Origin of the sequence: Pseudomonas migulae, assembly GCF_024169315.1 — a bacterium.
In the GTDB taxonomy this organism is placed as follows: Bacteria; Pseudomonadota; Gammaproteobacteria; order Pseudomonadales; family Pseudomonadaceae; genus Aquipseudomonas; species Aquipseudomonas migulae_B.
Map to the genome: position 1 here is coordinate 4,500,034 of NZ_JALJWR010000001.1, position 26,870 is coordinate 4,526,903.

Annotated in this window: 24 protein-coding genes; 12 read left to right on the top strand and 12 right to left on the bottom strand. The window is 60.0% G+C overall.

The genetic code is table 11. The features are described from left to right. Positions 1-16: 16 nt before the first annotated feature. Positions 17-2,503 (top strand): circularly permuted type 2 ATP-grasp protein, encoded by a 2,487-nt coding sequence (locus tag J2Y86_RS20640; RefSeq protein WP_253435595.1) that lies wholly within the window; start codon positions 17-19, stop codon positions 2,501-2,503. Beyond that, positions 2,503-3,393, top strand: a complete 891-nt coding sequence (locus J2Y86_RS20645; RefSeq protein WP_253435599.1) for a transglutaminase family protein — start codon at positions 2,503-2,505, stop codon at positions 3,391-3,393. Before J2Y86_RS20640 ends, J2Y86_RS20645 begins: the two co-directional genes overlap by 1 nt. Before the next feature lie 225 nt (positions 3,394-3,618). Here the strand turns inward: J2Y86_RS20645 and J2Y86_RS20650 are convergent, their stop codons facing one another. After that, the gene (locus J2Y86_RS20650) at positions 3,619-3,810 is read right to left on the bottom strand and encodes a hypothetical protein (RefSeq protein WP_017336270.1); all 192 of its coding nucleotides are present in this window, start codon (positions 3,808-3,810) and stop codon (positions 3,619-3,621) included. 68 nt (positions 3,811-3,878) lie between these two features. After that, complete coding sequence (locus J2Y86_RS20655; RefSeq protein ID WP_253435602.1) at positions 3,879-4,466, bottom strand: TIGR00730 family Rossman fold protein; 588 nt, start codon at positions 4,464-4,466, stop codon at positions 3,879-3,881. 343 nt (positions 4,467-4,809) lie between these two features. Between J2Y86_RS20655 and azu the strand changes: the two genes are divergently transcribed. Continuing rightward, a complete protein-coding gene (gene azu / locus J2Y86_RS20660) occupies positions 4,810-5,256 on the top strand; it encodes an azurin (RefSeq protein WP_214380421.1) in 447 nt (148 codons plus the stop codon). Between the two features lie 190 nt (positions 5,257-5,446). Here azu and nadE read toward each other — a convergent pair whose 3' ends face one another. From nadE to J2Y86_RS20675, 3 genes are all read right to left on the bottom strand, one after another. Next, positions 5,447-6,274: an ammonia-dependent NAD(+) synthetase gene (nadE, locus tag J2Y86_RS20665; RefSeq protein WP_253435619.1), complete on the bottom strand. Its 828-nt coding sequence runs from the start codon at positions 6,272-6,274 to the stop codon at positions 5,447-5,449. 4 nt (positions 6,275-6,278) lie between these two features. Next, on the bottom strand, positions 6,279-7,505 hold the full coding sequence (pncB, locus tag J2Y86_RS20670) for a nicotinate phosphoribosyltransferase (RefSeq protein WP_253435622.1): 1,227 nt from the start codon (positions 7,503-7,505) through the stop codon (positions 6,279-6,281). Positions 7,506-7,696: 191 nt separating this feature from the next. Then, positions 7,697-8,608 (bottom strand): LysR family transcriptional regulator, encoded by a 912-nt coding sequence (locus J2Y86_RS20675; protein WP_253435625.1) that lies wholly within the window; start codon positions 8,606-8,608, stop codon positions 7,697-7,699. A 174-nt stretch (positions 8,609-8,782) separates the two neighbouring features. Between J2Y86_RS20675 and amaB the strand changes: the two genes are divergently transcribed. The 8 genes from amaB (at position 8,783) to J2Y86_RS20715 (ending at position 18,867) form a co-directional block, all read left to right on the top strand. Next, on the top strand, positions 8,783-10,273 hold the full coding sequence (gene amaB / locus J2Y86_RS20680; RefSeq protein ID WP_150634650.1) for an L-piperidine-6-carboxylate dehydrogenase: 1,491 nt from the start codon (positions 8,783-8,785) through the stop codon (positions 10,271-10,273). A gap of 117 nt (positions 10,274-10,390) precedes the next feature. After that, positions 10,391-11,674, top strand: a complete 1,284-nt coding sequence (gene amaA, locus J2Y86_RS20685; protein WP_253435628.1) for an L-pipecolate oxidase — start codon at positions 10,391-10,393, stop codon at positions 11,672-11,674. Positions 11,675-12,037: 363 nt separating this feature from the next. Beyond that, positions 12,038-13,171, top strand: coding sequence for an ABC transporter substrate-binding protein (locus J2Y86_RS20690; protein WP_253435632.1), 1,134 nt, complete (start codon positions 12,038-12,040; stop codon positions 13,169-13,171). 299 nt (positions 13,172-13,470) lie between these two features. Then, positions 13,471-14,385, top strand: a complete 915-nt coding sequence (locus tag J2Y86_RS20695; RefSeq protein WP_253435635.1) for an ABC transporter permease subunit — start codon at positions 13,471-13,473, stop codon at positions 14,383-14,385. Positions 14,386-14,388: 3 nt separating this feature from the next. Beyond that, the gene (livM, locus tag J2Y86_RS20700; RefSeq protein WP_253435638.1) at positions 14,389-15,672 is read left to right on the top strand and encodes a high-affinity branched-chain amino acid ABC transporter permease LivM; all 1,284 of its coding nucleotides are present in this window, start codon (positions 14,389-14,391) and stop codon (positions 15,670-15,672) included. Further along, a complete protein-coding gene (locus tag J2Y86_RS20705; RefSeq protein ID WP_253435642.1) occupies positions 15,669-16,541 on the top strand; it encodes an ABC transporter ATP-binding protein in 873 nt (290 codons plus the stop codon). The genes livM and J2Y86_RS20705 overlap by 4 nt, the downstream gene beginning before the upstream one ends. Continuing rightward, complete coding sequence (locus tag J2Y86_RS20710) at positions 16,538-17,257, top strand: ABC transporter ATP-binding protein (protein ID WP_253435646.1); 720 nt, start codon at positions 16,538-16,540, stop codon at positions 17,255-17,257. The genes J2Y86_RS20705 and J2Y86_RS20710 overlap by 4 nt, the downstream gene beginning before the upstream one ends. A gap of 842 nt (positions 17,258-18,099) precedes the next feature. Further along, positions 18,100-18,867, top strand: coding sequence for an SDR family oxidoreductase (locus tag J2Y86_RS20715; protein ID WP_253435649.1), 768 nt, complete (start codon positions 18,100-18,102; stop codon positions 18,865-18,867). 119 nt (positions 18,868-18,986) lie between these two features. Here the strand turns inward: J2Y86_RS20715 and J2Y86_RS20720 are convergent, their stop codons facing one another. From J2Y86_RS20720 to J2Y86_RS20750, 7 genes are all read right to left on the bottom strand, one after another. Then, positions 18,987-20,114: an AGE family epimerase/isomerase gene (locus J2Y86_RS20720; protein WP_253435653.1), complete on the bottom strand. Its 1,128-nt coding sequence runs from the start codon at positions 20,112-20,114 to the stop codon at positions 18,987-18,989. Between the two features lie 173 nt (positions 20,115-20,287). After that, a complete protein-coding gene (locus J2Y86_RS20725; protein WP_253435656.1) occupies positions 20,288-20,860 on the bottom strand; it encodes a HupE/UreJ family protein in 573 nt (190 codons plus the stop codon). 34 nt (positions 20,861-20,894) lie between these two features. After that, positions 20,895-21,509 (bottom strand): urease accessory protein UreG, encoded by a 615-nt coding sequence (gene ureG, locus J2Y86_RS20730; protein WP_253435659.1) that lies wholly within the window; start codon positions 21,507-21,509, stop codon positions 20,895-20,897. 24 nt (positions 21,510-21,533) lie between these two features. Beyond that, positions 21,534-22,208, bottom strand: a complete 675-nt coding sequence (locus J2Y86_RS20735) for an urease accessory protein UreF (RefSeq protein ID WP_253435663.1) — start codon at positions 22,206-22,208, stop codon at positions 21,534-21,536. Continuing rightward, the gene (gene ureE / locus J2Y86_RS20740) at positions 22,205-22,705 is read right to left on the bottom strand and encodes an urease accessory protein UreE (protein ID WP_253435666.1); all 501 of its coding nucleotides are present in this window, start codon (positions 22,703-22,705) and stop codon (positions 22,205-22,207) included. Before ureE ends, J2Y86_RS20735 begins: the two co-directional genes overlap by 4 nt. A gap of 309 nt (positions 22,706-23,014) precedes the next feature. After that, a complete protein-coding gene (locus J2Y86_RS20745; protein ID WP_253435670.1) occupies positions 23,015-23,647 on the bottom strand; it encodes a TetR family transcriptional regulator in 633 nt (210 codons plus the stop codon). A gap of 172 nt (positions 23,648-23,819) precedes the next feature. Next, the gene (locus tag J2Y86_RS20750; protein ID WP_253435672.1) at positions 23,820-24,374 is read right to left on the bottom strand and encodes a hypothetical protein; all 555 of its coding nucleotides are present in this window, start codon (positions 24,372-24,374) and stop codon (positions 23,820-23,822) included. A 389-nt stretch (positions 24,375-24,763) separates the two neighbouring features. On the opposite strand from J2Y86_RS20750, the gene J2Y86_RS20755 reads away from it, so the two are divergent. Continuing rightward, positions 24,764-26,839 carry an AsmA family protein gene (locus J2Y86_RS20755; protein ID WP_253435675.1) on the top strand — a complete coding sequence of 692 codons (2,076 nt, stop codon included), beginning with the start codon at positions 24,764-24,766 and terminating at the stop codon, positions 26,837-26,839. Positions 26,840-26,870 lie beyond the last annotated feature (31 nt).

A 26,870-nucleotide genomic window follows, 5' to 3' on the forward strand; every position in this document is an offset into this window, starting at 1 on the left:
GTCTGCCGAGCTTTCCATGCCTGACCTGCTAGACCGCTACCCGCTGACCGCGGGCACTTATCACGAACTGCTCAACGACAGCGGCGCGGTGCGCCCGCACTGGCGTCGGCTGTTCGACCAGTTGCAACGCAGCACGCCCGCGCAACTGGTACAGCGTCAGGCGTTGCTGGCCCGGCAGATTCAGGAAAACGGCGTGACCTACAACGTCTACGCCGACCCCAAGGGCGCGGACCGGCCGTGGGAACTGGACCTGCTGCCGCATGTGATCTCCGCTGATGAGTGGGCGTTGTTGTCAGCCGGGATCGCTCAGCGGGCGCGCCTGTTGAATGCTGTGCTCGCGGATTTGTACGGGCCGCAGCGGCTGATTGCGGAAGGCTTGCTGCCCGCCGAGTTGGTGTTCGGTCACAACAATTTCCTCTGGCCCTGTCAGGGCATCACGCCGCCTGACGGGGCTTTTCTGCATCTGTATGCCGTGGATCTGGCGCGCACGCCCGACGGGCGCTGGTGGGTCACGGCGGATCGGACCCAGGCACCGTCCGGCGCGGGTTACGCTCTGGAAAACCGCACGATCGTGTCCCGGGCCTTTCCCGAGTTGTACCGTGATTTGAAGGTGCAGCATCTGGCCGGGTTCTTCCGCACGCTGCAGGAAACCCTGGCCCGCCAGGCACCGAGCGATGATGAAGCGCCGTTGGTGGTATTACTGACACCGGGGCGTTTCAACGAAAGCTATTTCGAACATTTGTACCTGGCACGGCAGCTCGGTTATCCACTGGTGGAGGGTGGCGACCTTACGGTGCGCGATGCCACGGTCTACCTGAAAACCTTGAGCGGCCTGCGGCGGGTCCACGCGATCATGCGCCGGCTCGACGACGACTTCTGCGACCCGTTGGAGTTGCGCACCGACTCTGCGCTTGGCGTGCCGGGCCTGCTCGAAGCCGTGCGGCAGGGGCGAGTGCTGGTGGCCAATGCACTCGGCAGCGGCGTTCTCGAGTCGCCGGGATTGCTGGGTTTCCTGCCGAGGATCAACCAATTCCTGTTCGGCGAAGAGCTGACCCTGCCCTCTATTGCGACGTGGTGGTGCGGCGAAGCGCCGGTGCTGGCACAGGCGTTGGAAAAGTTGCCGGAGTTGCTGATCAAACCGGCGTTCCCTTCGCAGAGCTTCGCGCCGGTATTTGGCCGTGATTTGAGTGAAAAGCAGCGCCAGAGCCTCGCTGAGCGCATGCAGGCGCGACCGTACGCCTATGTGGCGCAAGAACTGGCGCAATTGTCCCAGGCGCCGATCTGGCAGGCTGAGGACGGTCAGTTACAGCCTCGGGCCATCGGCATGCGCATGTATGCGGTGGCCAGTCGCGACGGCTATCGAGTGCTGCCCGGTGGCTTGACCCGCGTGGCCGCGGAGGCTGACGCTGAAGTGGTCTCGATGCAACGCGGTGGCGCGAGCAAGGACACTTGGGTGCTCGGCGATCGGCCGCCCAGCGGTGAACAGTGGAAAGCCCAGCGCAGCATCGGCGTGCACGACCTGGTGCGGCGCGATCCGTATTTGCCGTCGCGGGTGGTGGAAAACCTGTTCTGGTTCGGCCGTTACTGCGAACGCTGTGATGACAGCGCGCGTTTGTTGCGGATCATGCTGGCGCGCTATGTCGATGGCGACGACCCGCAAGCCCTGGAAGCGGCGGTCGATCTCGGCGAGCGGCTGATGTTGTTGCCGGATGAAGGTGAATTGCCTGAGCGGTTACTGGCGGCGTTGCTCGGCGATGACTGGCCGTTCAGCCTGCGTTCCAACCTGCAGCGCTTGCAGTGGGCGGCTTCGCAGGTGCGCGGCAAGCTCTCGCGGGAAAACTGGCAGGCGCTGGTGGAGTTGCAGCGCGAGGCCATGGAGCTGGAAACCGGGGAGCCGGATTTCGGCGAATTGCTGGATTTTCTCAACCGTCTGTTGATGTCGCTGGCGGCGCTGTCCGGTTTTGCCCTCGACGACATGACCCGGGACGAAGGCTGGCGCTTCCTGATGATCGGCCGGCGGATCGAGCGCCTGCAGTTTCTCAGCGGCAGCCTGGCGGCGTTCCTGCGCGGCAGCGGCGCCTTCGATCAGGCCGGACTGGAATGGCTGCTGGAGCTGGGCAACAGCAGCATCACCTACCGTTCGCGGTATCTGGCGGTGGCGCAATTGATCCCGGTGCTGGACCTGTTGCTGCTCGACGAGCAGAACCCGCACGCGGTGCTGTTCCAATTGAAGCTGGTGACCCGCACCCTTAAACGTTTGAACGATGATTTCGGTGTGCCGCGCGAAGCGGGTCTGCCGCAATTGGTCGAGCGGCTGGCGCGCTTCGACCTGGGGTGCCTGGAGAATTCGCTGTTCGGCGACGCCAGCGTTCGTGCCGCCATTGATGGGCTGGCCGATCTGCTCCAGGAGATCGCCGACGCCAGCGGACAAGTGTCGGATCGACTGGCGTTGCGCCATTTCGCCCATGTCGACGATGTCAGCCAGCGCACGGTGTCCGTCTGATGAGCGCCCGTTACCAGATTTTCCACGACACCCATTATCACTACGACAGCCCGGTGTCCCTCGCCCAGCAATTGGCGCATCTTTGGCCGCGGGCCTGTGCCTGGCAGCGCTGTACCGAGCAGCAATTGCACATCAGTCCCGACCCGACGTCGCGCCGGGATGAGCTGGATGTGTTTGGCAATCCGCTGACCCGGCTGGCGTTTGAGCGGCCACACGATGAGTTATTGGTCAACGCCCGGCTCACCGTCGAGGTGCTGTCCCGGCCAATGCTCGATTTCAATCAATCACTGGCCTGGGAGGAAACCCGCAACGCGCTGACCTACAGCAGTCAGCCACTTTCTTCTGAATTGCTGGAAGCTTGCCGTTACCGATTCGAATCGCCCTATGTGCATTTGAAGCGCAACTTCGTCGAGTTCTCGGAAAGCTGTTTCCCGGCGGGCCGCCCGCTGTTGCTCGGCGTTCAGGCGCTGATGGAGAAAATCTTCAGCGAGTTCACCTTCGACGCCGAAGCGACCCAAGTGGCGACACCGCTGGTGGAAGTGCTGGAGCGCCGGCGCGGGGTTTGCCAGGACTTCGCTCACTTGATGCTCGCTTGCGTGCGTTCCCGTGGGTTGGCGGCTCGTTACATCAGTGGCTACCTGCTGACCCAACCACCGCCGGGTCAACCGCGACTGATCGGCGCCGACGCCTCTCACGCCTGGGTTTCGGTGTTTTGCCCGGCGCTGGGCTGGGTGGATTTCGATCCGACCAACAACGTGCAGCCGGCGCTCGAACACATCACCTTGGCCTGGGGTCGGGATTTTTCGGATGTCTCGCCGTTGCGGGGGGTGATTTTGGGGGGAGGTAATCACGATCCGGAAGTGCGTGTCACCGTGATGCCACTGGAGTAGCGCAGATCTAATGTGGGAGCGGGCTTGCTCGCGAAAGCGGTCTGTCAGCCACAGCGGTGTTGGATGTGCCGCCGCTTTCGCGAGCAAGCCCGCTCCCACAGGGGACATGTGTAAGGACTTTCGAATGGGGGGTGTTTCAGACTGGACTGTGAGGGTCAGCAGCGTAACTGCTGACCCTGGACACAGATCCGGTGGGCCTGATCAGATCATCGGGCCCTGAGGGTCTCAGGCGTCGGGCGCCTGATCTTTCGGTGCTTCAACATCACTTTCTGCGGCCACTTCACCGTCTGTTTCCGGGTTCAGTGCGGCGGCTTCTTCTTCAGCTGTAGCTTTCTTGCGCTGAAGCTTTTCCTCTTTCTTCTGCTCCTTGGCCAAGTCTCTCTGACGTTTGGCGAAGGAATAATTAGGTTTAGCCATGGGCGATCCTCTGGGGTCGAAGGTGAGGTTGAGCGGCGCATATTCTGCCCTGTATCGGTGCCGAGCCGTTAGCTGGGTTTTTGCTCTGTCCACTTTGGCACCACGGTCGGCTGCCAGGCATCCAGCGCATCGATCAGGGTTTGCGGCGATTCGCTCACTTGCAGCATGTCACGGTGTGCTTCTCGAACGAAGCCTTCGCCGACGATATGATCAAGAAAACCGGTCAATTTGCTGTAGAAACCGTTCACTTCCAGCAACCCCAGCGGTTTGCCGTGGTAGCCGAGCTGGCCCCATGTCCAGACTTCGAACAGTTCTTCCAGGGTGCCCAGGCCGCCGGGCAGGGCGATGAACGCGTCGCTGAGTTCGGCCATCCGCGCTTTGCGCGCGTGCATGCCGTCGACCACTTCCAGGCGAGTCAGGCCGCTGTGGCCGATTTCCTTGTCCTTGAGGCTTTGCGGGATGATCCCGATCACTTCACCGCCGGCTGCCAGCGCGGCATCGGCGACGATTCCCATCAGCCCGACGGCGCCGCCGCCGTAGACCAGGGTCAGCTTGCGCTCGGCCAATGCCCGCCCGAGGGCGACAGCGGCTTCACGATAAGCCGGGTTGGTGCCGGTGCTGGCACCGCAAAATACACAAACGGATGCTAAAGACATGCCTTGCTCCAGGGTCAGGATGGCCACAGAGTAAAGGCAGAGGCGCGACGCTCCAAGGTCTAAACTTCGCGCTGGGACGTTTCACAGGTGCCACTGGCGCCGCAGGCGTAAGCGGCGAGCAAACTGCACAAAAAGCTGTTGATGGACATGACAGACGCTCCGGATAAGTGATGACGACCTGATGATAGGGCCGCCCTAGACGTCTGGCTGGTAGATTGTTTCGATTGGTGTCATAGCGCTAAAGTTGTATACAATTTTTGATTCAGGTCATAGGAACTTGCGAAGTTTTCAGGCAGTCTTCTGTCCATTCGCACTTTTGTTAACCCTGCCTTGGAGATTCACCATGTTTGCCAAACTTGTTGCGGTATCCCTGCTGACACTGGCCAGCAGCCAACTGATGGCTGCCGAGTGCAAGACGACCATCGACTCCACCGATCAAATGTCCTTCAACACCAAGGCCATTGAAATCGACAAAAGCTGCAAGACTTTCACCGTTGAACTGACCCACTCCGGCAACCTGCCGAAAAACGTGATGGGCCATAACTGGGTGCTGAGCAAAGAGGCTGACATGCAGCCGATCGCCACCGATGGCCTGGCCGCTGGTATCGACAAGAACTACCTGAAGGAAGGTGATGCGCGCGTTATCGCCCATACCAAAATCATCGGCGCCAAGGAAACCGACTCGGTGACTTTCGATGTGTCGAAGCTTGATGCGGCCGAGAAATACGGCTTCTTCTGCTCGTTCCCCGGCCACATCTCGATGATGAAAGGTACGGTTACGCTGAAGTAAGCGAATCGGGTCATAAAAAAGCGTCCTGCGAGGGACGCTTTTTTTGTGCCTGACGTTTGACCGAGTCATCGTTCATCGCGGGCAAGCCACGCTCCCACAGGTTTTGTGTCGGACGCCGGCAATGGGCACGACACAAAACCTGTGGGAGCGTGGCTTGCCCGCGAAGGCGTCGGTCCAGACACCGCCTTACTTAGGGTGCAAACGGCATCACCCGCTTGTGATGGGTCTTTTTATACGTATCGCAAATGATCTTGAACGCTTCCTCACGCACCGGCTCACCGTGCAGGAATGCATCGATCTCGGCGTAGGTCACGCCGTGGGACGCTTCGTCCGGTTTGCCCGGGGACAGGTCTTCCAGGTCGGCGGTCGGGACTTTTTCCACCAGCGATTCCGGCGCACCGAAGTTACGGGCTATGGCCCGGACCTGGTTTTTCACCAGGCCGCTCAACGGTGCCAGGTCGCACGCGCCGTCACCGAACTTGGTGAAGAAGCCCATCACTGCTTCCGCCGCGTGGTCGGTGCCGATCACCAGGCCATGCGCCGCGCCGGCGATGGTGTACTGGGCGACCATGCGCATCCGCGCCTTGGTGTTGCCGAGGACGAAATCCACCGAAACCGCGTGCTTGCCTTCGAAGGCTGCCACTTCATTGGCCAGGGATTTGACCGCCGGGCCGATGTTCACGGTATGACGCTCGTCTGGCTTGATGAAGTCCACCGAAGCCTGTGCGTCGTGCTCGTCGAACTGGGTTTCGTACGGCAGGCGCACGGCGATGAACTTGTAGCTGTCATCACCGGTGCGGGCGCGCAGTTCGCGCATGGCGCGCTGGGCCAGCAGGCCTGCGGTCAGGGAATCGACTCCGCCGCTGATACCGAGCACGAGGGTCTTGAGCCCGGAATTGACCAGGCAATCCTGAATGAAGGTAATGCGCCGGGCGATTTCCGCCTCGAGAGCGGCTTTGTCGGCGAATGGGGGTTGAACCTTGAGCTGCTCAGCAATCTCACGCTGTACGGCTTGCATGAATTCACTCCTTGCTTGGTGTGCTGGAAAGGGCGGCAGGAACTTTGAAAACGTGTCGCAAATAGGCGACGAAATTCGGGTCTTTGCAGTGAGTCTTGCCAGGCTCGTCGGAGATCTTTGCCACCGGTTGGCCATTGCAGGCCGCCATTTTAAGCACGATGCTCATCGGTTCAACACCTGGAATATCGCACGTCAGGTTGGTGCCGATGCCGAAGCTGACATTGATCCGACCGCGTAACGCGCGAAATATTTCCAGCGCCTTGGGCAGCGTCAGACTGTCGGAGAACGTCAGCGTCTTGCTCATCGGGTCGATGCCCAGCTTTTGATAGTGGGCGATCGCCTTTTCTGCCCAGATCACCGGATCACCGGAATCGTGGCGCAGGCCGTCGAAGAGCTTGGCAAAGTACAGGTCGAAATCGTTGAGGAAGGCATCCATGGTGATGCAGTCAGTCAACGCGATCCCCAGCAGGCCGCGGTACTCGCGGACCCAGCAATCGAGGGCGGCAATCTGGCTGTCGATCAGTCGCGGGCCGAGTTGCTGGTGGGCCATGATCCATTCGTGGGCCATGGTGCCCAGCGGTTTCATGTCCAGTTCCCGGGACAAATGCACGTTGCTGGTGCCGACGAAACGTCCGGGGAAGTCGTGCTTGAGGACGTTCACCACTTCTTCCTGCACGCGGTAGGAAAAGCGACGACGGGTGCCGAAATCGGCTACCTGCAATTCGGACAATTCGTCGCTGCTGGCGTTGGCGGTCAGCCAGTCGAACTTGCGATAGAGCTGCTCGCGGGCCTGCTCCAGAACGATGTCCCGGTAGCGATAGCGGTTGCGCACTTCGCTGACGATGGACAGCAGCGGGACTTCAAAAAGAATCACATGCAGCCATGGCCCGCGCAGGCGGATAAACAGCTCGCCGTTTTCGATTCCGGTGTGAACGTAGCGCAGGTTGAAGCGGAACAACCCGAGAAAGCGCAGGAAATCCGGCTTCATGAAGCTGATGCGCTCCATGAAACTCAACTGGTCGGCGCTCAGGCTCAATTCGGCCAGGCGCTCGATCTGGAAGCGGATCTCCGCCAGGTACGGGCGCAGGTCTTCACTGTTGCGGCAACGAAACTCCCATTCGACGTCCACGTTCGGGTAGTTGTGCAGCACCGCCTGCATCATCGTCAGTTTGTAGAAGTCGGTGTCGAGCAGGTTCTGCACGATGCGATCGGCAAACACACTCTCGCTCATAACGGGGTTCTCCACATTGAATACGCATAGTGGCGCATAGGGGTGGTGGTGATTGCCAGTGATTTTTCAGGTTGCTGGAGATCCCTGTGGGGGCGGGCTTGCCCGCGAAAGCGGTTTATCAGTCACATTGATGCTGGATGTGATGACGCCTTCGCGGGCAAGCCCGCTCCCACAGGGGGGAGTGTGAAGCTTTAAATTTGCGGAATTTCCGGGCTATCAATCTGCTCCAGCATCCACTTCACAAAATCCCGCACCTTGGGCACTTCCGCAGAATGTTCCGGGTACGCCAGGTAATACGCGTCGGAACTGGGCATCGCGTGCTGCCAGGGTATGACCAGTTTGCCGTCGGCCAATTCCTCTTCCACCAGAAAACGCGGCAACAATGCCACGCCGCAGCCGACCTGCGCGGCGCGGATGCACATGTAGAAGGTTTCGAAACGCGGGCCGTGGTAGCTGTGTTCGGTGTGGTAACCCTGACTGTCGAACCAGTCGTGCCAGGCCTGTGGTCGGGAGGCGTTTTGCAGCAGGACCAGGTCGGTGAGCTGGGTGGGATCAGTAAACGGTGTCGCCGGCAGGCTACCCGGTGCACACACGGGAACCAGCTCCTCGCCGAACAGCTTCAGGCATTCGGTGCGGGGCCGTGAGCCCTGGCCGAAATAGAACGCCAGATCGCTGCGACCTTGCAGCAGGTCGTCGGCTTCCTGCTCGCTGCACAGGTCGAGATGGATCGATGGGTGACGCAGGCGCCAACCTTTCAAACGGGGCACCAGCCAGCGGGCGCCAAAGGTCGGAGGAGTGGAAACGCGCAAGACTTCGGTTTCCCCACCGTAGGAACGCAGGTAGTGGGTCGACATCTCGACTTGCGTGAGGATTTTTCGTACCTCAACCAGGTACAAATCACCGGCCGGGGTCATTTGCAGGCGTCGACGCACCCGGCGGAACAACAGGTGTTGCAACAATTCTTCCAGTTGCGCGACCTGTTTGCTGACCGCGCTCTGGGTCAGGTTCAGCTCTTCGGCGGCCCGTGTGAAGCTCAAATGCCGGGTCACGGCCTCGAAACACTGCAGCGCGGTGATCGACGGCAGGTAACGTTTATTCAGCATGGGTTGTCCTTTTTCTTGTTTCTTTCTGACCAGCAATTCGCAGCATGAATAAACGGAATGATATCTCTCTTAAAGGTCGTTTGTTGGGTAACCTCCGGCGAGCTAAAACTACAGGTCTGATCAGTCGTGATTTTCCGGCTGCACGTTTTCTGTTTTTTGCTCGAGGAGTGACCCATGGTTGCCGCATTGCTTGATCGTCTAGGTGTGAACCCGGCCCTGTACCAGAACGGCAAAGTGCCGGTGCATTCGCCGATCGATGGCAGCAAGATCGCCTCTGTGAACTGGGAAGGCGCCGCTGAAGTCGAGCAGCACATCAGTCGCGCAGATCATGCGTTCGAATTGTGGCGCAAGGTCCCGGCTCCGCGCCGTGGCGAACTGGTGCGTCAACTGGGTGACATCCTGCGCGAATACAAGGCCGACCTCGGCGAGCTGGTTTCCTGGGAAGCCGGCAAGATCACTCAGGAAGGCCTGGGCGAAGTTCAGGAAATGATCGACATCTGCGATTTCGCAGTCGGCCTGTCCCGTCAGTTGTACGGTCTGACCATCGCTTCCGAACGCCCTGGCCACCACATGCGCGAGACCTGGCACCCACTGGGCATCGTTGGCGTGATCAGCGCGTTCAACTTCCCGGTGGCCGTCTGGGCCTGGAACACCACGCTGGCGCTGGTCTGCGGCAACCCGGTGATCTGGAAGCCGTCGGAGAAAACCCCGCTGACCGCACTGGCCTGCCAGGCACTGTTCGATCGCGTATTGAAAAACTTCAGCGACGCCCCTCCGCATTTGAGCCAAGTCATTATTGGTGGCCGCGATGCTGGCGAAGCGCTGGTCGATGACCCGCGTGTCGCGCTGATCAGCGCCACCGGCAGCACCCGCATGGGGCGCGAAGTGGCGCCGAAAATCGCCGCACGTTTTGCGCGCAGCATTCTGGAACTGGGCGGTAACAACGCCATGATCCTCGGCCCAAGCGCCGACCTGGACATGGCCGTTCGCGCGATCCTGTTCAGCGCCGTCGGCACCGCCGGCCAGCGTTGCACCACCCTGCGTCGCCTGATCGCTCACGAATCGGTGAAGGAAGAAATCGTTACCCGCCTGAAGGCCGCTTACTCGAAAGTGCGCATCGGCAATCCGCTGGAAGGCAACCTGATCGGCCCGCTGATCGACAAACACAGCTTCGACAACATGCAAGACGCGCTGGAGCAGGCGTTGAGCGAAGGCGGTCGGGTCTTCGGCGGCAAGCGTCAGCTGGAAGACAAATACCCGAACGCTTACTACGTCTCGCCGGCTATCGTTGAAATGCCGGAGCAGAGTGACGTGGTCTGCCACGAAACCTTTGCACCGATCCTGTACGTGGTCGGTTACAAGGACTTCGACGAAGCGCTGCGCCTGAACAACGCCGTGCCACAAGGCCTGTCCTCGTGCATCTTCACCACCGACGTGCGTGAAGCCGAGCAGTTCATGTCGGCGGTCGGCAGCGACTGCGGCATCGCCAACGTCAACATCGGCCCGAGCGGTGCGGAAATCGGCGGTGCGTTTGGCGGCGAGAAAGAGACGGGCGGTGGTCGTGAGTCGGGCTCCGATGCATGGCGCGGGTACATGCGCCGCCAGACCAACACCGTGAACTATTCGCTGGAGTTGCCGTTGGCTCAAGGGATTACGTTCGACTGATGGGCCCCTTCGCGGGCAAGCCTCGCTCCTACAGGTTTTAAGTGATCCTGTAGGAGCGAGGCTTGCCCGCGAAGCTTCTGCTTTTGTTGTTTGTTAGGTTTCTGTTGGAGTCTGGCAATGCCGTTACGCGAAGAGTGTCTGTGGGAAAAACTGACGCCGCAAAGGCCCGACAACGGGTTGCTCAAGGGCGAGGTGAAGGTCGATGTCTGCGTCATCGGCGCCGGGTTCACCGGTCTGTCGGCGGCGGTACATTTGCTGGAACAAGGCAAGACGGTATGCGTGCTGGAAGCCCATCGTGCCGGTCATGGCGGTTCGGGTCGCAACGTCGGGCTGGTCAACGCCGGGATGTGGATTCCACCGGACGACATCGAAGCGGGGTTCGGCGAAGCGGTGGGCAGTCAGCTCAACCGCATGCTCGGCGCAGCACCGTCCCTGGTGTTCAGCCTCGTGGACAAATACAACATCGATTGCCAGTTGCGCCGCGAGGGCACGCTGCACATGGCGCATAACGCCCGTGGCGAAGCGGACTTGCGCAGTCGTGAAGAACAATGGAAACGTCGCGGCGCCCCCGTCGAACTCCTGACCGGTCAAGCCTGCGAACAGGCCACCGGCACCAAAAAAATTGCCGCCGCACTGCTTGATCGACGTGCTGGCACGATCAACCCGATGGCCTACACTACGGGGCTGGCCAACGCGGCCATCGGCCTCGGCGGTCAGCTGTTCGATCATTCTCCCGTGACCCGGCTCGAACGTCAGGGCCAGAAGTGGTCAGTGCAGACCGCACAGGGTTCGGTGCTCGCCGAGCAAGTGGTCATCGCTTCCAACGCCTACACCGAAGGCGACTGGACGGAGCTTCGACGCAATTTCTTCCCCGGTTATTACTATCAGGTGGCTTCGGTGCCGCTGACTGAAGACGCCGCACAGCAAATCCTGCCCGGTGGCCAGGGTTCCTGGGACACACGCCAGGTGCTCAGCAGTATTCGTCGCGATAAAGACGGTCGCCTGTTGCTCGGCAGTCTGGGCAATGGCAATCAGAAGCCGACCTGGTTCCTCAAGGCGTGGGCCGATCGGGTTCAGCAGCACTATTTCCCGTACCTCAAACCGGTGGAGTGGGAGTGCACCTGGACCGGTTGCATCGCCTTCACCCCCGATCATTTGATGCGCCTGTTCGAGCCGGCGCCCGGTTTAGTGGCAGTCACCGGCTACAACGGCCGGGGCGTGACGACTGGCACTGTCGTGGGCAAAGCCTTTGCCGATTATTTGTGTAACGGAAATCCTCAGGCACTGCCAATTCCCTTCGCACCCATGCAGCCGCTGGCTGGGGCAGGGCTGCGTAGCTGTCTTTATGAAGCGGGGTTTTCGCTGTATCACGCGGGCCAGTGCTTGCGGATCGTGATTTGATTGTTGAAATTTGTTGCGGGGAGCGGCGCTTTTCGGCGCAGCGACTAGCCTGTAAAAGGTGCGGGTTGTAGCAGTACCGCACCAGCAGTGTGCACTTCGGTGACGAACGTTGTTACAGGCTGGTTGCACGTCGTTTGGCGCCGCGGTTGCAATGATGGCGCATGCGGGTTGCGCCTTTAAAAATAAATGGTTTCACCTTCCGCGGTTTAGACGGTTGCACGCCCAATGAAAATGGGCTCGAAACAGTCGAAAAAACAATAAAGCAGCGACTTTTTTCAGAATAAAAAACCGATGGCACGGCCCTTGCTCTGAGCATTCAGGAAGTCGCAGTGCCAACTAAAAAAAACCTTGGAGCACCACCTCATGTCCCAGACGTTTTACAAAAAAGGCTTTTTGGCCCTCGCAGTGGCAACTGCGTTGGGTGTTTCTGCGTTTGCACAGGCTGATGTGAAAATCGGTGTGGCAGGTCCAATGACTGGCGCCAACGCGGCATTTGGCGAGCAGTACATGAAGGGTGCACAGGCAGCGGCCGATGCCATCAACGCATCGGGCGGCGTGAACGGGGAAAAAATCGTACTGGTCAAGGGCGATGACGCCTGCGAACCGAAACAGGCTGTGACGGTCGCCAAGGACCTGACCAACCAGAAAGTGGCGGGCGTGGTCGGCCACTTCTGCTCCTCGTCGACCATCCCGGCCTCCGAGATCTATGACGAAGCAGGCATCATCGCAATCACTCCAGGTTCTACCAACCCGGCGGTTACCGAACGTGGTCTGAGCGCCATGTTCCGTATGTGCGGGCGTGACGACCAGCAAGGCATCGTGGCCGGCGATTACATCGTCGACGTGCTCAAGGGCAAAAAGGTTGTAGTGCTGCACGACAAGGACACCTACGGCCAGGGCCTGGCAGATGCCACCAAGGCTCAACTGGAAAAACGCGGCGTGAAGCCCGTGTTGTATGAAGGTCTGACCCGCGGCGAGAAAGACTTCAGCACCATCGTGACCAAGATCCGTGGCGCTGGCGCCGACGTCGTGTACTTCGGTGGTCTGCACCCGGAAGCCGGTCCTCTGGTTCGTCAACTGCGTGAGCAAGGCCTCAAAGACGTCAAGTTCATGTCCGATGATGGCATCGTGACCGACGAACTGGTGACCACCGCTGGCGGTCCGCAATTCGTCGATGGCGTGCTGATGACTTTCGGTGCCGACCCACGCCTGCTGCCAGACAGCAAGACTGTGGTGGACGAGTTCCGCAAGAAAGGCACCGAGCCTGAAGGCTACACCCTGTACGCCTACGCTTCGGTTCAGACCCTGGCGGCTGCTTTCAACGGCGCCAAGTCCAACAGCGGCGAAAAAGCGGCCGAGTGGCTGAAGAAAAACCCGGTTAAAACCGTGATGGGCGAGAAGACCTGGGACGCCAAGGGCGACCTGAAAGTCTCCGACTACGTGGTTTATCAGTGGGACAAGGATGGCAAATACCACCAACTGGAAAAACAGAAGTGATATGAGCGTGTAACCGGCCCTGTGGTGAGGGGATTTATCCCCGTTGGGCTGCGTAGCAGCCCCAAGACCTGCGATCTCGGTGTTTCAGATGCTCCGTGGTCACCAGGCTTGCAGCTGCTTCGCAGCCGAACGGGGATGAATCCCCTCGCCACAAGGTGTTCACCTTCAGCGACTGAAATCAGTCATGGCACATCTGTCTTTTCTCGTAGAGCTGCACACAACCGTGTTGCGCGGGTGGCTGAACCCCGGTCCGTCGCACCCGGCTTCTGTGCAGTCTCTCAAATGCGTGAGATTGCGTTATGGATGGTATTTTCCTGCAGCAACTGGTCAACGGCCTGACCCTCGGGTCGGTCTATGGCCTGATCGCCATCGGCTACACAATGGTCTATGGCATCATCGGCATGATCAACTTCGCCCATGGTGAGGTTTACATGATTTCCGCTTACCTCGCGGCGATCAGTCTGGCTCTGCTGGCATACTTCGGTATTGAATCCTTCCCGCTACTGATGCTTGGCACCCTGATTTTCACCATCGTGGTTACGGCGGTGTATGGCTGGGTCATCGAGCGCGTCGCCTACAAGCCACTGCGCAACTCCACCCGACTGGCACCGCTGATCAGCGCCATCGGAATTTCGCTCATCCTGCAGAACTATGCCCAGATCGCTCAAGGTGCCAAGCAACAAGGTGTTCCAACCTTGCTGACGGGAGCCTGGCGCGTCGAAATCGGCACCGGTTTCGTGCAGTTGACCTACACCAAGGTATTTATCCTGATTGCCGCATTCGCCGGCATGGCCCTGCTGACCTACGTCATCAAGTACACCAAGCTCGGCCGCATGTGCCGCGCCACCCAGCAAGACCGCAAGATGGCGTCGATCCTTGGGATCAACACCGACCGCGTGATTTCCTACGTGTTCATCATCGGTGCAGCAATGGCGGCCCTGGCCGGCGTGTTGATCACCATGAACTACGGTACGTTCGACTTCTATGCCGGCTTCATCATCGGCATCAAGGCGTTCACCGCAGCGGTTCTCGGTGGCATCGGCTCGCTGCCGGGTGCGATGCTCGGCGGGATCATCCTCGGGATCTCCGAATCGCTGTTCTCAGGTCTGGTCAACTCGGACTACAAAGACGTTTTCAGCTTCTCGCTGCTCGTTCTCGTTCTGGTCTTTCGGCCCCAAGGCCTGCTCGGCCGTCCTCTTGTGTCGAAGGTGTAAGCGATGTCCTCAACCACTAAAAAAACCATTGATCTCAAAAGAAGCCTGGTTGACGCGATTCTTGCCGGTCTGGTCGCCCTCATTGTGTTCGGCCCGATTGTTGGCGTAGTCCTCGACGGTTACGGCTTTAATCTGGAAGCGACCCGGGTGGCATGGATTGTCGCCATCGTCATGGTCGGCCGCTTTGCCCTGGGCCTGTTTCTGCAAACTCCCAAGGGCCTGAAAGTCCTTGAGGGTTTTGAAAGCACCGGCTCCGGCGTTCATGTTCTTGCGCCTGACTACAAAACCCGGTTGCGCTGGATCATTCCAGTGGTGATCGTCGTTGCCGTGGTGTTCCCGTTTTTCTCCAACTCCTACCTGCTGGGCGTGGTCATCCTCGGGTTGATCTACGTGCTGCTGGGGCTTGGCTTGAACATCGTGGTCGGCCTGGCCGGCCTGCTCGACCTCGGTTATGTGGCGTTCTACGCCATCGGGGCCTATGGATTGGCGCTCGGTTATCAATACCTGGGCCTGGGGTTCTGGACGGTGCTGCCGCTGGCGGCGATCACTGCGGGTCTTGCCGGTTGCATCCTCGGGTTCCCGGTATTGCGCTTGCACGGTGACTACCTGGCGATCGTGACGCTGGGCTTCGGTGAAATCATCCGCTTGGTCCTCAACAACTGGTTGTCCCTGACCGGTGGCCCGAATGGCATGGCGGCGCCGCTGCCAACCTTCTTCGGGCTGGAGTTCGGTAAAAGAGCGAAAGAGGGCGGTGTCCCTTTCCACGAGTTTTTCGGTATCGCCTACAACCCGGACGTGAAGTACTACTTTATCTACGCGGTGCTGTTCCTCGTGGTGCTGGCCGTGCTGTACATCAAGCACCGTCTGACCCGCATGCCGGTCGGTCGCGCCTGGGAAGCCTTGCGTGAAGATGAAATCGCCTGTCGTTCCATGGGGCTGAACCACGTTCTGGTCAAGCTTTCGGCGTTCACCATCGGTGCGTCGACGGCCGGTCTCGCCGGCGTGTTCTTCGCCACTTACCAAGGGTTCGTCAACCCGACCTCGTTCACCTTCTTTGAGTCGGCCCTGATCCTCGCCATTGTGGTACTCGGCGGCATGGGCTCGACCATCGGCGTGGTCATCGCAGCCTTCGTGCTGACCGTGGCCCCGGAACTGCTGCGTGGCTTCGCGGAATACCGCGTGCTGCTGTTCGGCATCCTGATGGTGTTGATGATGATCTGGCGACCGCGCGGCCTGATTCGGATCAGCCGTACCGGTGTGACCCCGCGTAAAGGAGTAGCGCCATGAGCGAAGTCGTACTCTCGGTCGAGAAACTGATGATGCACTTCGGCGGCATCAAGGCGTTGAACGATGTCAGCCTGCAGGTCAAGCGCAACTCGATCTTCGCCCTGATCGGTCCCAACGGCGCCGGCAAGACCACCGTGTTCAACTGCCTGACCGGGTTCTACAAGGCCTCGGGCGGCAAGATCGAACTCAACGTGCGTGGCGAGCGGACCGATGTCATCAAAATGCTGGGTGAGCCGTTCAAGGCGACCGATTTCGTGTCGCCGAAAAGCTTCCTCAGCCGGCTCCACTACAAGATGTTTGGCGGCACCCACCTGGTGAACCGTGCCGGCCTGGCGCGGACCTTCCAGAACATTCGCCTGTTCAAGGAAATGTCGGTACTGGAAAACCTCCTGGTGGCCCAACACATGTGGGTCAACCGCAGCATGCTCGCCGGCATCCTCAACACCAAGGGCTACCGCAAGGCCGAAAGCGATGCGCTGGACCACGCTTTCTATTGGCTGGAAGTGGTGGACCTGGTGGACTGCGCCAACCGTCTGGCCGGTGAACTGTCCTACGGTCAGCAACGCCGTCTGGAAATCGCCCGGGCCATGTGCACCCGGCCGCAGATCATCTGTCTCGACGAACCGGCCGCCGGCCTCAACCCTCAGGAAACCGAAGCGCTGAGCGCGATGATCCGGCTGCTGCGCGACGAGCACGATCTGACCGTGGTGCTGATCGAACACGACATGGGCATGGTTATGAGCATTTCCGATCACATCGTGGTGCTGGACCACGGCATCGTCATCGCCGAGGGCGGCCCCGAGGCGATTCGCAACGACCCGAAAGTGATTGCGGCCTACCTGGGCGCCGATGAAGAGGAGCTCGTATGACTAACGGTGCCATCCTCGAACTCAAAGACCTCGACGTGTTCTACGGGCCGATCCAGGCCCTGAAGAAAGTCTCGTTGCACATCAATGAAGGGGAAACCGTCAGCCTCATCGGTTCCAACGGCGCGGGCAAGTCGACCCTGCTGATGTCGATCTTCGGTCAGCCGCGGGCGGCAGACGGGCAGATCCTCTATCAGGGTGTGGACATTACTCACAAGTCGTCCCACTACATCGCGTCCAACGGCATCGCGCAATCGCCGGAAGGTCGGCGGGTGTTCCCCGACATGACCGTCGAGGAAAACCTGCTGATGGGCACCATTCCGATCGGCGACAAATACGCCAAGGAAGACATGCAACGCATGTTCGAGCTGTTTCCGCGGCTCGAAGAGCGGCGCACCCAGCGCGCCATGACCATGTCCGGTGGTGAACAGCAAATGCTCGCCATCGCCCGTGCGCTGATGAGTCGGCCCAAGCTGCTGCTGCTCGACGAGCCGAGTCTGGGTCTGGCGCCGATCGTGGTGAAACAGATCTTTGCCACGCTGCGGGAACTGGCCAAGACCGGAATGACCATCTTTCTGGTCGAGCAGAACGCCAACCACGCGCTCAAGCTGTCGGACCGGGCGTATGTCATGGTCAACGGCGAGATCCGCATCACAGGCACTGGCAAGGAGTTGCTGGTGAACGAGGAGGTGCGTAACGCCTATCTCGGCGGGCACTGAGTTCACCGTTGTAATCAACAAGCCCTGGCGAGCAATCGCCGGGGCTTTTTTACATCTCCAAACCACCGCAAATCCCTGTGGGAGCGAGCTTGCTCGCGATGGCGGTGTGTCAGTCGCAGCAATGCTGATTGTGCCGCCGCTTTCGCGAGCAAGCCCGCTCCCACACGTGTCTGATGTGTGCTTTCTGGAAATTGTGGAAAACAAATTCACCAAGCTCTTAAAGCGCGACATAAAGCCGCTGCAAATAGTTGTTTTGTCACGGTTTTGACTTGTCCCCGTTTGCTGTGGAGCTGGCTGTGAATAACGTGGGAGTAGCTGGCTGAAGGCCTTTGGATACGTGGCTTGCAGAGTTGTGGTTGTTTTTTGATCAGGGGTTTTTACGTGGCCGAAGCTCGGCTTTGTCAATCTTTTTATTGGCTGGAAAATCAGTCGGAAACGCAGGCGCGCGTCCTGTGGATAAGTCTGTGGTTAAACTCTGGAAAGACTTGGCTGAGGGCCGTAGTTACTGGCTTGGCGCCATCGCTAATTGATCGAATCAATCGTGCAAAATGCCATGGGCTACACAGTGAGGACTCCAGGGTCAAGCGAAAAACTTTGTAATCTGCTCGCAAAGCCTTGTGCACAGAGGCTTGCAGCTTTTTTACTTGCCCCCGAAAACTGTGGACCGGCCTGTGGATAACGTGCGCGTACATGGCTGCAGGCCACGTGGGATATGGTGTCGCTGGCATTGATCGTTTTTCGTACAGCTTTTGTGGTGGTTGCCGCTGTCGGCAAGGCCGGGCATGCTGCCAGCTGATTTTCTATTCCAATGGCTGCCCGTCGGCCGAAGCAAGGAGAACACGATGTCCAACACCCTGTTTATTACCGGCGCGACTTCCGGTTTTGGTGAAGCCTGTGCCCGTCGTTTTGCCGAGGCTGGCTGGAAACTGGTGCTGACAGGTCGTCGTGAAGAACGCCTAAATGCCTTGTGTGCCGAGTTGTCGAAGCAGACCGAGGTCCATGGCCTGGTGCTCGATGTGCGTGACCGCAAGGCCATGGAGGAGGCGATTGCCAACCTGCCGCCGTCCTTCGCCAAGCTGCGCGGGCTGATCAACAACGCCGGTCTGGCGCTCGGCGTGGACCCGGCGCCGAAGTGCAACCTTGATGATTGGGACACCATGGTCGACACCAACATCAAGGGCCTGATGTACAGCACTCGTCTGCTGCTGCCACGCCTGATCGCCCACGGTCGTGGCGCCAGCATCGTCAACCTCGGTTCCATCGCCGGCAACTACCCGTATCCGGGCAGCCACGTGTATGGCGCGAGCAAGGCGTTCGTCAAACAGTTCTCCCTGAACCTGCGCTGTGACCTGCAAGGCACGGGCGTGCGTGTCAGCAACATTGAACCGGGCCTGTGCGAGAGCGAATTCTCGCTGGTGCGCTTTGCCGGTGATCAGGAGCGGTACAACGCGACCTACGCCGGTGCCGAGCCGATCCAGCCGCAAGACATCGCCGACACCATTTTCTGGGTGCTCAATGCGCCGGCACACATCAACATCAACAGCCTTGAGCTGATGCCGGTGAGCCAGACGTGGAGCGGGTTTGCGATTGAGCGTAATGCGAAGGCTTGAGACCGTGTGACGGCCATTCGCGGGCAAGCCACGCTCCCACAGGTTTTGTGTTGCATCGCCACTTTGCGAACGACACGAGCCCTGTGGGAGCGGGCTTGCCCGCGATAGCGATCTGTCAGTCAGCGCAAATATTCGGCCAAACCGCGGTAGCAAGTCGCCAAGTGATAAGGCGTGGTCGAAGGCATGTCCTGACGGCTCACTTCACCGTTCTCATCGCGACATTCATGCCAGCCACCCGCATGCAGAGAGCGCTGTTGCAGCGCCTGCAATTGACGCAACACCGAGGCCTCGCTGTCCGGGCGCAAGGTCAGCGCACGCAAGTATTCCGCCTGAGCCCAGATGCGTTGAGTGCCGTCCTTCGAATGCCCGTCCAGCGTGAGCATTGCCCGCACCGCCCCACTCGATTGATCGACCCCCAGCTGCTCGGTGTATGCAAAGGCGCGCTCCAGGGAGGCGTGCAGCCTGGAACCACGCAACAACGGCGAAGACTCCAGCAAAAAATACCACTCGAACTGGTGCCCCGGTTCAAACCAGTTATCCACAGCGCCCAGCGGCTTTTCCATCAGCACACCGTGCTGCGGATCGATAAAGCGCTGCTGCATGGCTGTGCATAACTCGACGAGCGCGCGTTGCACGGCGACGTCATCACGCACCGACAGGGTGGCGAGGAACGCTTCGGCCAGGTGCATCAGCGGGTTTTGCAGCGGTCCGCTATTCAGCGACGACCAGTCACGTTCAAGGGTGGCTTCGTACAGGCCGTCGCCCGTGGCGAAACGCTGCGCAACCACTTCCAGCACGGCGTTGAGCACCGATTCCACCAGCGGCTCGCGAACCTTGTCCCAATAATGGGCGCAGGCGAAGAGAATGAAAGCGTGGGTGTAGAGATCCTTGCGCTGATCCAGCGGCGCGCCTTGCGGATCGATGCTGTAGAACCAGCCACCGTGTTCGGCGTCATGGAAATGTTGCTGCAACGAGCGGAACAACGCCGCGGCACGCTCTTCGGCACCCGGCACCTGGCCTATCAGGCTGGAAAACAGATACAGCTGCCGCGCGCAAGCCATGGCCCGGTAGCGTTGAGGCGGCAAGGGTTGATGCCCGGCGTCCAGCGCCTCGTAGGGCAGCGCCAGCTCGGCATTCCAGCCGGGGCCTTGCCAGAGGGGCACGATCACGTCCTGGAAATGCTGATGCACTGAGGCGAACAGCGCGATCAATTCAGGCTGGGAGGCGGAGCGGGGAGAATGAGGCATTGGCTGGCGTCGTCACGGCAGGGTCGATTGCGCGACATGTTATCAGGCCTGAGAGATGTGGTGTCTGTCAGGCCGCCATCGCTGGCAAGCCAGCTCCCACACTGGTTCTGCGTACACGCATCTACTGTGAGAGGGGGCTTGCCCGCGATGAGGCCATCACTGACGGTAAAGAATCAACCCGCCAACAACCAGACCCCAGCCGCCGCCGAAGCTGCACCCGCCAAACGAACCAACGGCGCCGCCGCTTGCGGCAACACCCGAACCACCGCATAACCCGCCGCGTGCAACGCCGCCGTCGCCGCCACAAACCCTGCGGCATACGCCCACGGACTCGACATGTCCGGCAATTCCAGCCCATGCGCCACGCCATGGAACAACGCAAACAACGCCGTCGCACCCACCGCCACACTCAAAGGCGGACGCACCGCCAGTGCCACCGCCAGACCCAGCGCCAGCACCGACGCGGCGATCCCGCTTTCCAGCGCCGGCAGGTTCAACCCTTCAAAACCCAACACTCCACCCAACAGCATGGTGCCGACAAACGTGCACGGCAGCGCCCAGCGCGCCGCGCCTTTCTGCTGCGCGGCCCACAGTCCCACGGCGAGCATCGCCAGCAGGTGATCGAGGCCGCCAATCGGGTGGCTGATACCGGCAACCAAGCCATTATCGCCGTGACCGGGATGGGCAAAGGCGATGGCCGGGGTCAGCAGCAGGGCCATGGCGCCGAAAATGCGTTTAAGTGACATGGATAAGCTTCCTTGTTGATAAGTTTGATCAGGATCAGGCTGCGTTCAGCAGGCCCTGGCGTTCGATGAACGCGATGATTGCTTCCAGGCCCAGCCCGGTTTTCTGATTGCTGAAGACAAACGGTTTTCCGTTGCGCATACGCTGGGTGTCGCTGTCCATCATCTCCAGCGATGCGCCCACCAAAGGGGCGAGGTCTATCTTGTTGATCACCAGCAAATCGGATTTACAGATCCCCGGCCCGCCTTTGCGCGGCAGCTTGTCGCCGGCCGAGACGTCGATCACGTAGATCGTCAGGTCCGACAGTTCCGGGCTGAAGGTGGCTGACAGATTGTCGCCACCGGACTCCACCAGAATCAGGTCCAGCCCCGGAAAGCGGCGGTTCAGCTGGTCCACGGCTTCGAGGTTGATCGAGGCGTCTTCGCGGATCGCCGTGTGCGGGCAACCGCCGGTTTCCACGCCGATGATCCGCTCCGGCGCCAGGGCTTCGTTGCGCACCAGAAAGTCAGCGTCTTCGCGGGTGTAGATGTCATTGGTCACGACGGCCAGGTTGTAGCGGTCGCGCAGCGCCAGGCACAGGGCCAGCGTCAGAGCGGTTTTGCCGGAACCGACCGGTCCGCCGATGCCGACGCGCAGAGGTTGTGTGTTCATGTGCTTCTCCAAAATAAAAAGGCCCTAGGAACGGAACAGACGGCTGTACTGGCGCTCATGGGCCATGCACATCAGGGACAGGCCGAAAGCGGCGCTGCCATAGTGTTCGGGGTTGATTCGGGTGGCGTTCTGTTGGGCTTCTTGCAGCAGCGGCAGCAATTCGCTGGTCAGGCGTTGCGCGGCTTGCTGGCCCAACGGCAGGGTTTTCATCAGCACGGCCAGCTGGTTTTCCAGCCAGCTCCACAACCAGGCGGCCAACGCGTCCTGCGGACTGATGCGCCAGGCGCGCGCGGCCAGTGACCAGCCGAGGGCCAGGTGCGGTTCGGGACGTTGCTCGAGAAAGGCGCGGGCCGGTGCATCGAGTTCCGGTAAACCGTTGAGCAGTTGCTGCAAGGAATAACCCATCTGCCGGCTTTCCTGATGCAACTCGCGGGTTTCCCGGCTGGCGCGGTGTTCTTCGCAGCGTTTCAGCAGTTCAGCCCAGTTTTCTTCGGCGGCGGCTGTGCAATGGGCGAGTAACAGCGGCGCCTCGAAGCGCGCGAGGTTCAGCAGCAATTGATCGCTGATCCAGCGCCGGGCGCTGTCGGAATTGTTCACCCGGCCGTTATCCACCGCCATTTCCAGGCCCTGGGAATAGCTGTAGCCGCCAATCGGCAATTGCGGACTGGCCAGGCGCAGCAGCGCCCAGGCCGGGTTCATAGGCGTACGCCGAACTGGTGCAGTTTCGGCGGATAGTTGAAATCCTCGTCGCCATGCCGCGAATGGTGATGGCCACCGCCATAGGCACCGTGTTCTGGCTGGAACGGTGCTTCGATGTTTTCGACCTTGGCATCAAGTTGTTCGAGCATCGCCTTGAGCACGTAATCATCGAGCAGGCGCAACCAGCCATCGCCGACTTGCAGGGCGACGTGGCGGTTGCCGAGGTGATAAGCCGCGCGGGTCAGCTCGAAAGCGTTGGCGCAGGTGACATGCAGCAGTTGCTCGGGACGGGCGCAGACGCGAACGATGCGACCATCCTCGGCTTCCAGGCATTCGCCGTCATACAGCGGCGGCTGACCGCGCTCCAAAAACAAACCGACGTCTTCACCCTCGGCACTGAAACAGCGCAAACGGCTTTTGCTCCGGGCTTCGAAGGTCAGGTGCAATTCAGCGGCCCAGACGGGTTGAGGGTTGATTCTGCGATGAATCACCAGCATCGGAAGGCTTCCAGCAATGGACATTGCTGTGGCTAGAGCAAGGGGCTTGCCAATCGGGGGATTCGTAGGAAATGGCTGTCGGAGCGTGGCGGGCGATTCAGTTGTTGCGGCAATTTGGTGCGCGGCTTTGATTGGCGCACCAAATGACGGCATGCATCGTGCGCCAGATCGGTCTCACGCTGCAGATCTACTGTGGGAGCTGGCTTGCCAGCGATAGCGGCCTTTCAGGCGACAATGATGTGGCCTGACCCACCGCCATCGCTGGCAAGCCAGCTCCCACAGGGAAGTGTGTTGTTCATGGAAACGGTGTTATTCCGTGCTGCCGAGGCCTTGCCAGTGTTTTAGGCCGATGAAGATGAACCGCAATTGCTGAGTGATTTTCGCCTGAGGCGTCAGATGCTCGGGCAATGCTTCTGCCGGTGGATCAATGATGTCGGGCAAGGTTGCGAACACGCTTTTAACGATGAGATCGGCCATGACGCTCAGGCCGGCGATGTCCAGGTGTTGCAGCTTAGGCATCAACGACAAGTCGGCCGCCAGGTCCGAGCTGATGTCTTCGCGCAAGCGTCCGATGGCCAGACGCACCGGCAGCGATCCACCGTACTGCTCGCGGGCGAGAAACAGGAATTGCGAACGATTGGCCGACACCACGTCGAGAAATATCCGCACCGAGGCATCGATGATGCCGCCCATCACGAACTCGTTGTGGCGCACCAGGCGGATGGTTTCGCGGAAGGTCTGACCGACTTCGCTCACCAGCACCAGGCCCAGTTCATCCATATCGGTAAAATGCCGGTAGAAACCGGTGGGGACGATGCCGGCGGTTTTCGCCACTTCGCGCAGGCTCAGGCTGCCGAATCCTCGGCCGCATTCCATCAAATGGCGTGCAGCGTCCATCAGGGCGTTGCGGGTTTGTTGTTTCTGTTCGGCGCGGGGCAGCATCGCAAGGGTGTTTTCTGGACAAGACAGCGGCGCACTCTAGCAAATCGGCTTTGCTGGCGTCGAACGACTATCGGAGGGGGCAACTGAAAGAGAGACAGGCGGGGAAAGGGTGCTTCTATAAAATCAAAAGCCCAATCCGTGGATTGGGCTTTTTTTCAGGGCCGCCATGGGCTTAGCTCAAAGCGCTGTTGCGTTCGATTACACGGTCACCACCACCTTCAGCGAGGGTTTGACCTTGTGGAGTGCGATCGGAACCGTCAGCAGCCAGGGTTTGACCTTGTGGGGTGCGATCGGAACCGTCAGCAGCCAGGGTTTGACCTTGTGGAGTGCGATCGGAACCGTCAGCAGCCAGGGTTTGACCTTGTGGGGTGCGATCGGAACCGTCAGCAGCCAGGGTTTGACCTTGTGGAGTGCGATCGGAACCGTCAGCAGCCAGGGTTTGACCTTGTGGAGTGCGATCGGAACCGTCAGCGGCCAGGGTTTGACCTTGTGGAGTGCGATCGGAACCATCAGCGGCAAGGGATTGGCCTTGTGGGGTACGGTCCGAACCGTCTTGAGTGATCAGGCCTTTTTCTTTCAGGCGATCGTTACCACCTTCGGCAACGGTCTGGCTGAACACCGAGTGGCTCGATTTGACTTGTGGGGTTGCCTGATCAGCAGCTGGCAGAGCGAAAGCGGTGCTGGCCAGCAGTGAGAGGGAAAGGCTAAGCAGTAATTGGCGTTTCATGATTGGGTGCTCCGTAGGAGGGCGATAAAGTGGGTACGAGGGCAATGCTACTCTCGATAAGTCGATATAAAAGTTCATAAACGCAATGGTAATAATCAACAGAATTGATTGTTCCATTCGAAGGCTCTAGAACGGGCCTCTCCGGCGAGGGTTTTCGCACTGATGTGGGTATTTTCGACCCACTCGTGCCGCGCAAAAGTGCGGGGTCGGTAACGCCGGGTTTGCGAGAGCAGGGTGTCCCCGACCGATTATTTGAACGTTAAGCCCATTTTTGGTTAAACCTGCGCGCCGTTTCCCAGTCCTAGGATTCATGGCAGGCCGGTTCTGGCCTAACGTTTCACACGTGCGTCGCAGTCAGGGCGCTCAGTCGTATTCAGGAGCCCTGTGCAATGACGCGCACCCCGAAAATCTTTGCCTGGACCTTTGCCAGCCTGGTTGTGTTGCTGGCAATACTGGTTCTGATCATCGTGTTCTTCGATTGGAACCGGATCAAACCCACCATCAACACCAAAGTCTCCGAAGAACTGCATCGACCGTTTGCCATCAATGGCAACCTCGCGGTGGTCTGGCAGCGCGAGCCCGATGAGGGCGGTTGGCGGGCGTGGGTGCCCTGGCCGCATGTGGTGGCGGAGGACCTGAGCCTCGGCAACCCGGACTGGTCGAAGCAGCCGCAGATGGTCACGCTCAAGCGCGTCGAGCTGCGCCTTTCGCCACTGGCCTTGCTGGCGCAACGCGTAGCGATCCCGCGTATCGACTTGACCGAACCGAACGCAGACCTGCAGCGCCTGGCCGATGGCCGCGCGAACTGGACATTCAAATTTGACCCGAAAGACCCGAACGCCGAGCCTTCCAGCTGGGTGGTCGACATCGGCGCAATCGGCTTCGACAAGGGTCACGTCACCCTTGACGACCAGAGCCTGAAGACTCAGCTCGACCTGATCATCGACCCACTGGGCAAACCGATTCCGTTCAGCGAAATCGTTGGCGACAAAGCGGCGAAAAGCGCTCAGGAGAAGGGCGCCGCACCTCAGGATTACGCGTTCGCGCTGAAGGTCAAAGGCCAATACCACGGCCAGAAACTCGCTGGCGACGGCAAGGTCGGTGGTTTGCTGGCCTTGCAGGATTCGGCCCGCCCGTTTCCGCTCCAGGCCCAGGTCAAGATCGCTGACACCAGCGTCGAACTCGCGGGCACGCTGACCGATCCACTCAATCTCGGCGCGTTGGACCTGCGACTGAAACTGGCCGGCAGCAGCCTGGGCAACCTCTATCCGTTGACCGGCGTGACCCTGCCGGATACACCGCCCTACGCCACCGACGGTCACTTGATCGCCAAGCTGCACGAGGCGGGCGGCGCGGTGTTCCGTTATGAAGAGTTCAACGGCAAGATCGGCGAGAGCGACATTCATGGCAGCCTGGCCTATGTCGCCAGCCAGCCACGGCCGAAACTCAGCGGTTCACTGCTTTCCAATCAGCTGCTGTTTGCTGACCTCGCACCCTTGATTGGCGCTGACTCCAACGCCAAGCAAAAGGCCCGGGGCGGTGAAAGCAAGCAACCGGCAGACAAAGTGCTGCCGGTCGAGGAGTTCAAGACCGAGCGCTGGCGCGACATGGACGCCGATGTCGAATTCACCGGCAAACGCATCGTCCACAGTGAAAAACTGCCGTTCAATGACCTTTATACCCACCTGGTGTTGACCGATGGCGTGCTCAGCCTCGAACCCCTGCGCTTCGGTGTGGCCGGCGGCAAGCTGGATGCGCAGATTCGCCTGAACGGGCGCACCGAACCGTTGGAAGGCAGTGCCAAACTCACCGCGCGCGGTTTCAAGCTCAAGCAGCTGTTCCCCACCTTCGAACCGATGAAGACCAGTTTCGGCGAACTCAATGGTGATGCCGATATCAACGGTCGCGGCAACTCGGTGGCAAAACTGCTGGGCTCGGCCAACGGCAATCTGAAGATGCTGATCAACGACGGGGCGATCAGTCGCGAGTTGATGGAGCTGGCCGGGCTCAACGTCGGCAACTATGTGGTCGGCAAGATCTTTGGCGACAAGGAAGTGAAGATCAATTGCGCGGCCGCCGACTTCGACATCAAGACAGGCCTGGCAACCACGCGTCTGTTCGTCTTCGATACCGAGAACGCGATCATCTACATCGATGGCACGGCGAACATGGCGACCGAGCAACTGGACCTGACGGTGACGCCGGAATCCAAGGGCTGGCGTTTGATTTCGCTGCGTTCGCCGCTGTATGTGCGGGGCAAGTTCATCAAGCCGGATGCCGGTGTGAAAGCGGTGCCTCTGATGTTGCGTGGCGCGGGGATGGTGGCGTTGGGTGTGATCGCGGCGCCGGCGGCGGGGTTGTTGGCGTTGGTGGCGCCGAGTGGTGGTGAACCGAATCAGTGTGCGCCGTTGTTGCAGCAGATGAAGGCGGGGAAGGCGCCGGTGACCGTTAAGCCCACCAAATAAATCTTCGGCGTCTATGAAGACGCCTTCGCGG

Bases quoted from the DNA above. Each gene is read 5' to 3' on its own strand.
- azu (WP_214380421.1), top strand. From the start codon at position 4,810: ATGTTTGCCAAACTTGTTGCGGTATCCCTGCTGACACTGGCCAGCAGC.
- J2Y86_RS20710 (WP_253435646.1), top strand. From the start codon at position 16,538: ATGACTAACGGTGCCATCCTCGAACTCAAAGACCTCGACGTGTTCTAC.
- J2Y86_RS20750 (WP_253435672.1), bottom strand. From the start codon at position 24,374: ATGAAACGCCAATTACTGCTTAGCCTTTCCCTCTCACTGCTGGCCAGC.
- J2Y86_RS20705 (WP_253435642.1), top strand. From the start codon at position 15,669: ATGAGCGAAGTCGTACTCTCGGTCGAGAAACTGATGATGCACTTCGGC.
- J2Y86_RS20645 (WP_253435599.1), top strand. From the start codon at position 2,503: ATGAGCGCCCGTTACCAGATTTTCCACGACACCCATTATCACTACGAC.
- amaB (WP_150634650.1), top strand. From the start codon at position 8,783: ATGGTTGCCGCATTGCTTGATCGTCTAGGTGTGAACCCGGCCCTGTAC.
- amaA (WP_253435628.1), top strand. From the start codon at position 10,391: ATGCCGTTACGCGAAGAGTGTCTGTGGGAAAAACTGACGCCGCAAAGG.
- J2Y86_RS20695 (WP_253435635.1), top strand. From the start codon at position 13,471: ATGGATGGTATTTTCCTGCAGCAACTGGTCAACGGCCTGACCCTCGGG.
- J2Y86_RS20675 (WP_253435625.1), bottom strand. From the start codon at position 8,608: ATGCTGAATAAACGTTACCTGCCGTCGATCACCGCGCTGCAGTGTTTC.
- J2Y86_RS20735 (WP_253435663.1), bottom strand. From the start codon at position 22,208: ATGAACCCGGCCTGGGCGCTGCTGCGCCTGGCCAGTCCGCAATTGCCG.
- J2Y86_RS20690 (WP_253435632.1), top strand. From the start codon at position 12,038: ATGTCCCAGACGTTTTACAAAAAAGGCTTTTTGGCCCTCGCAGTGGCA.
- ureE (WP_253435666.1), bottom strand. From the start codon at position 22,705: ATGCTGGTGATTCATCGCAGAATCAACCCTCAACCCGTCTGGGCCGCT.
- livM (WP_253435638.1), top strand. From the start codon at position 14,389: ATGTCCTCAACCACTAAAAAAACCATTGATCTCAAAAGAAGCCTGGTT.
- J2Y86_RS20655 (WP_253435602.1), bottom strand. From the start codon at position 4,466: ATGTCTTTAGCATCCGTTTGTGTATTTTGCGGTGCCAGCACCGGCACC.
- J2Y86_RS20715 (WP_253435649.1), top strand. From the start codon at position 18,100: ATGTCCAACACCCTGTTTATTACCGGCGCGACTTCCGGTTTTGGTGAA.
- J2Y86_RS20640 (WP_253435595.1), top strand. From the start codon at position 17: ATGCCTGACCTGCTAGACCGCTACCCGCTGACCGCGGGCACTTATCAC.
- J2Y86_RS20745 (WP_253435670.1), bottom strand. From the start codon at position 23,647: ATGCTGCCCCGCGCCGAACAGAAACAACAAACCCGCAACGCCCTGATG.
- pncB (WP_253435622.1), bottom strand. From the start codon at position 7,505: ATGAGCGAGAGTGTGTTTGCCGATCGCATCGTGCAGAACCTGCTCGAC.
- J2Y86_RS20720 (WP_253435653.1), bottom strand. From the start codon at position 20,114: ATGCCTCATTCTCCCCGCTCCGCCTCCCAGCCTGAATTGATCGCGCTG.
- nadE (WP_253435619.1), bottom strand. From the start codon at position 6,274: ATGCAAGCCGTACAGCGTGAGATTGCTGAGCAGCTCAAGGTTCAACCC.
- ureG (WP_253435659.1), bottom strand. From the start codon at position 21,509: ATGAACACACAACCTCTGCGCGTCGGCATCGGCGGACCGGTCGGTTCC.
- J2Y86_RS20650 (WP_017336270.1), bottom strand. From the start codon at position 3,810: ATGGCTAAACCTAATTATTCCTTCGCCAAACGTCAGAGAGACTTGGCC.
- J2Y86_RS20755 (WP_253435675.1), top strand. From the start codon at position 24,764: ATGACGCGCACCCCGAAAATCTTTGCCTGGACCTTTGCCAGCCTGGTT.
- J2Y86_RS20725 (WP_253435656.1), bottom strand. From the start codon at position 20,860: ATGTCACTTAAACGCATTTTCGGCGCCATGGCCCTGCTGCTGACCCCG.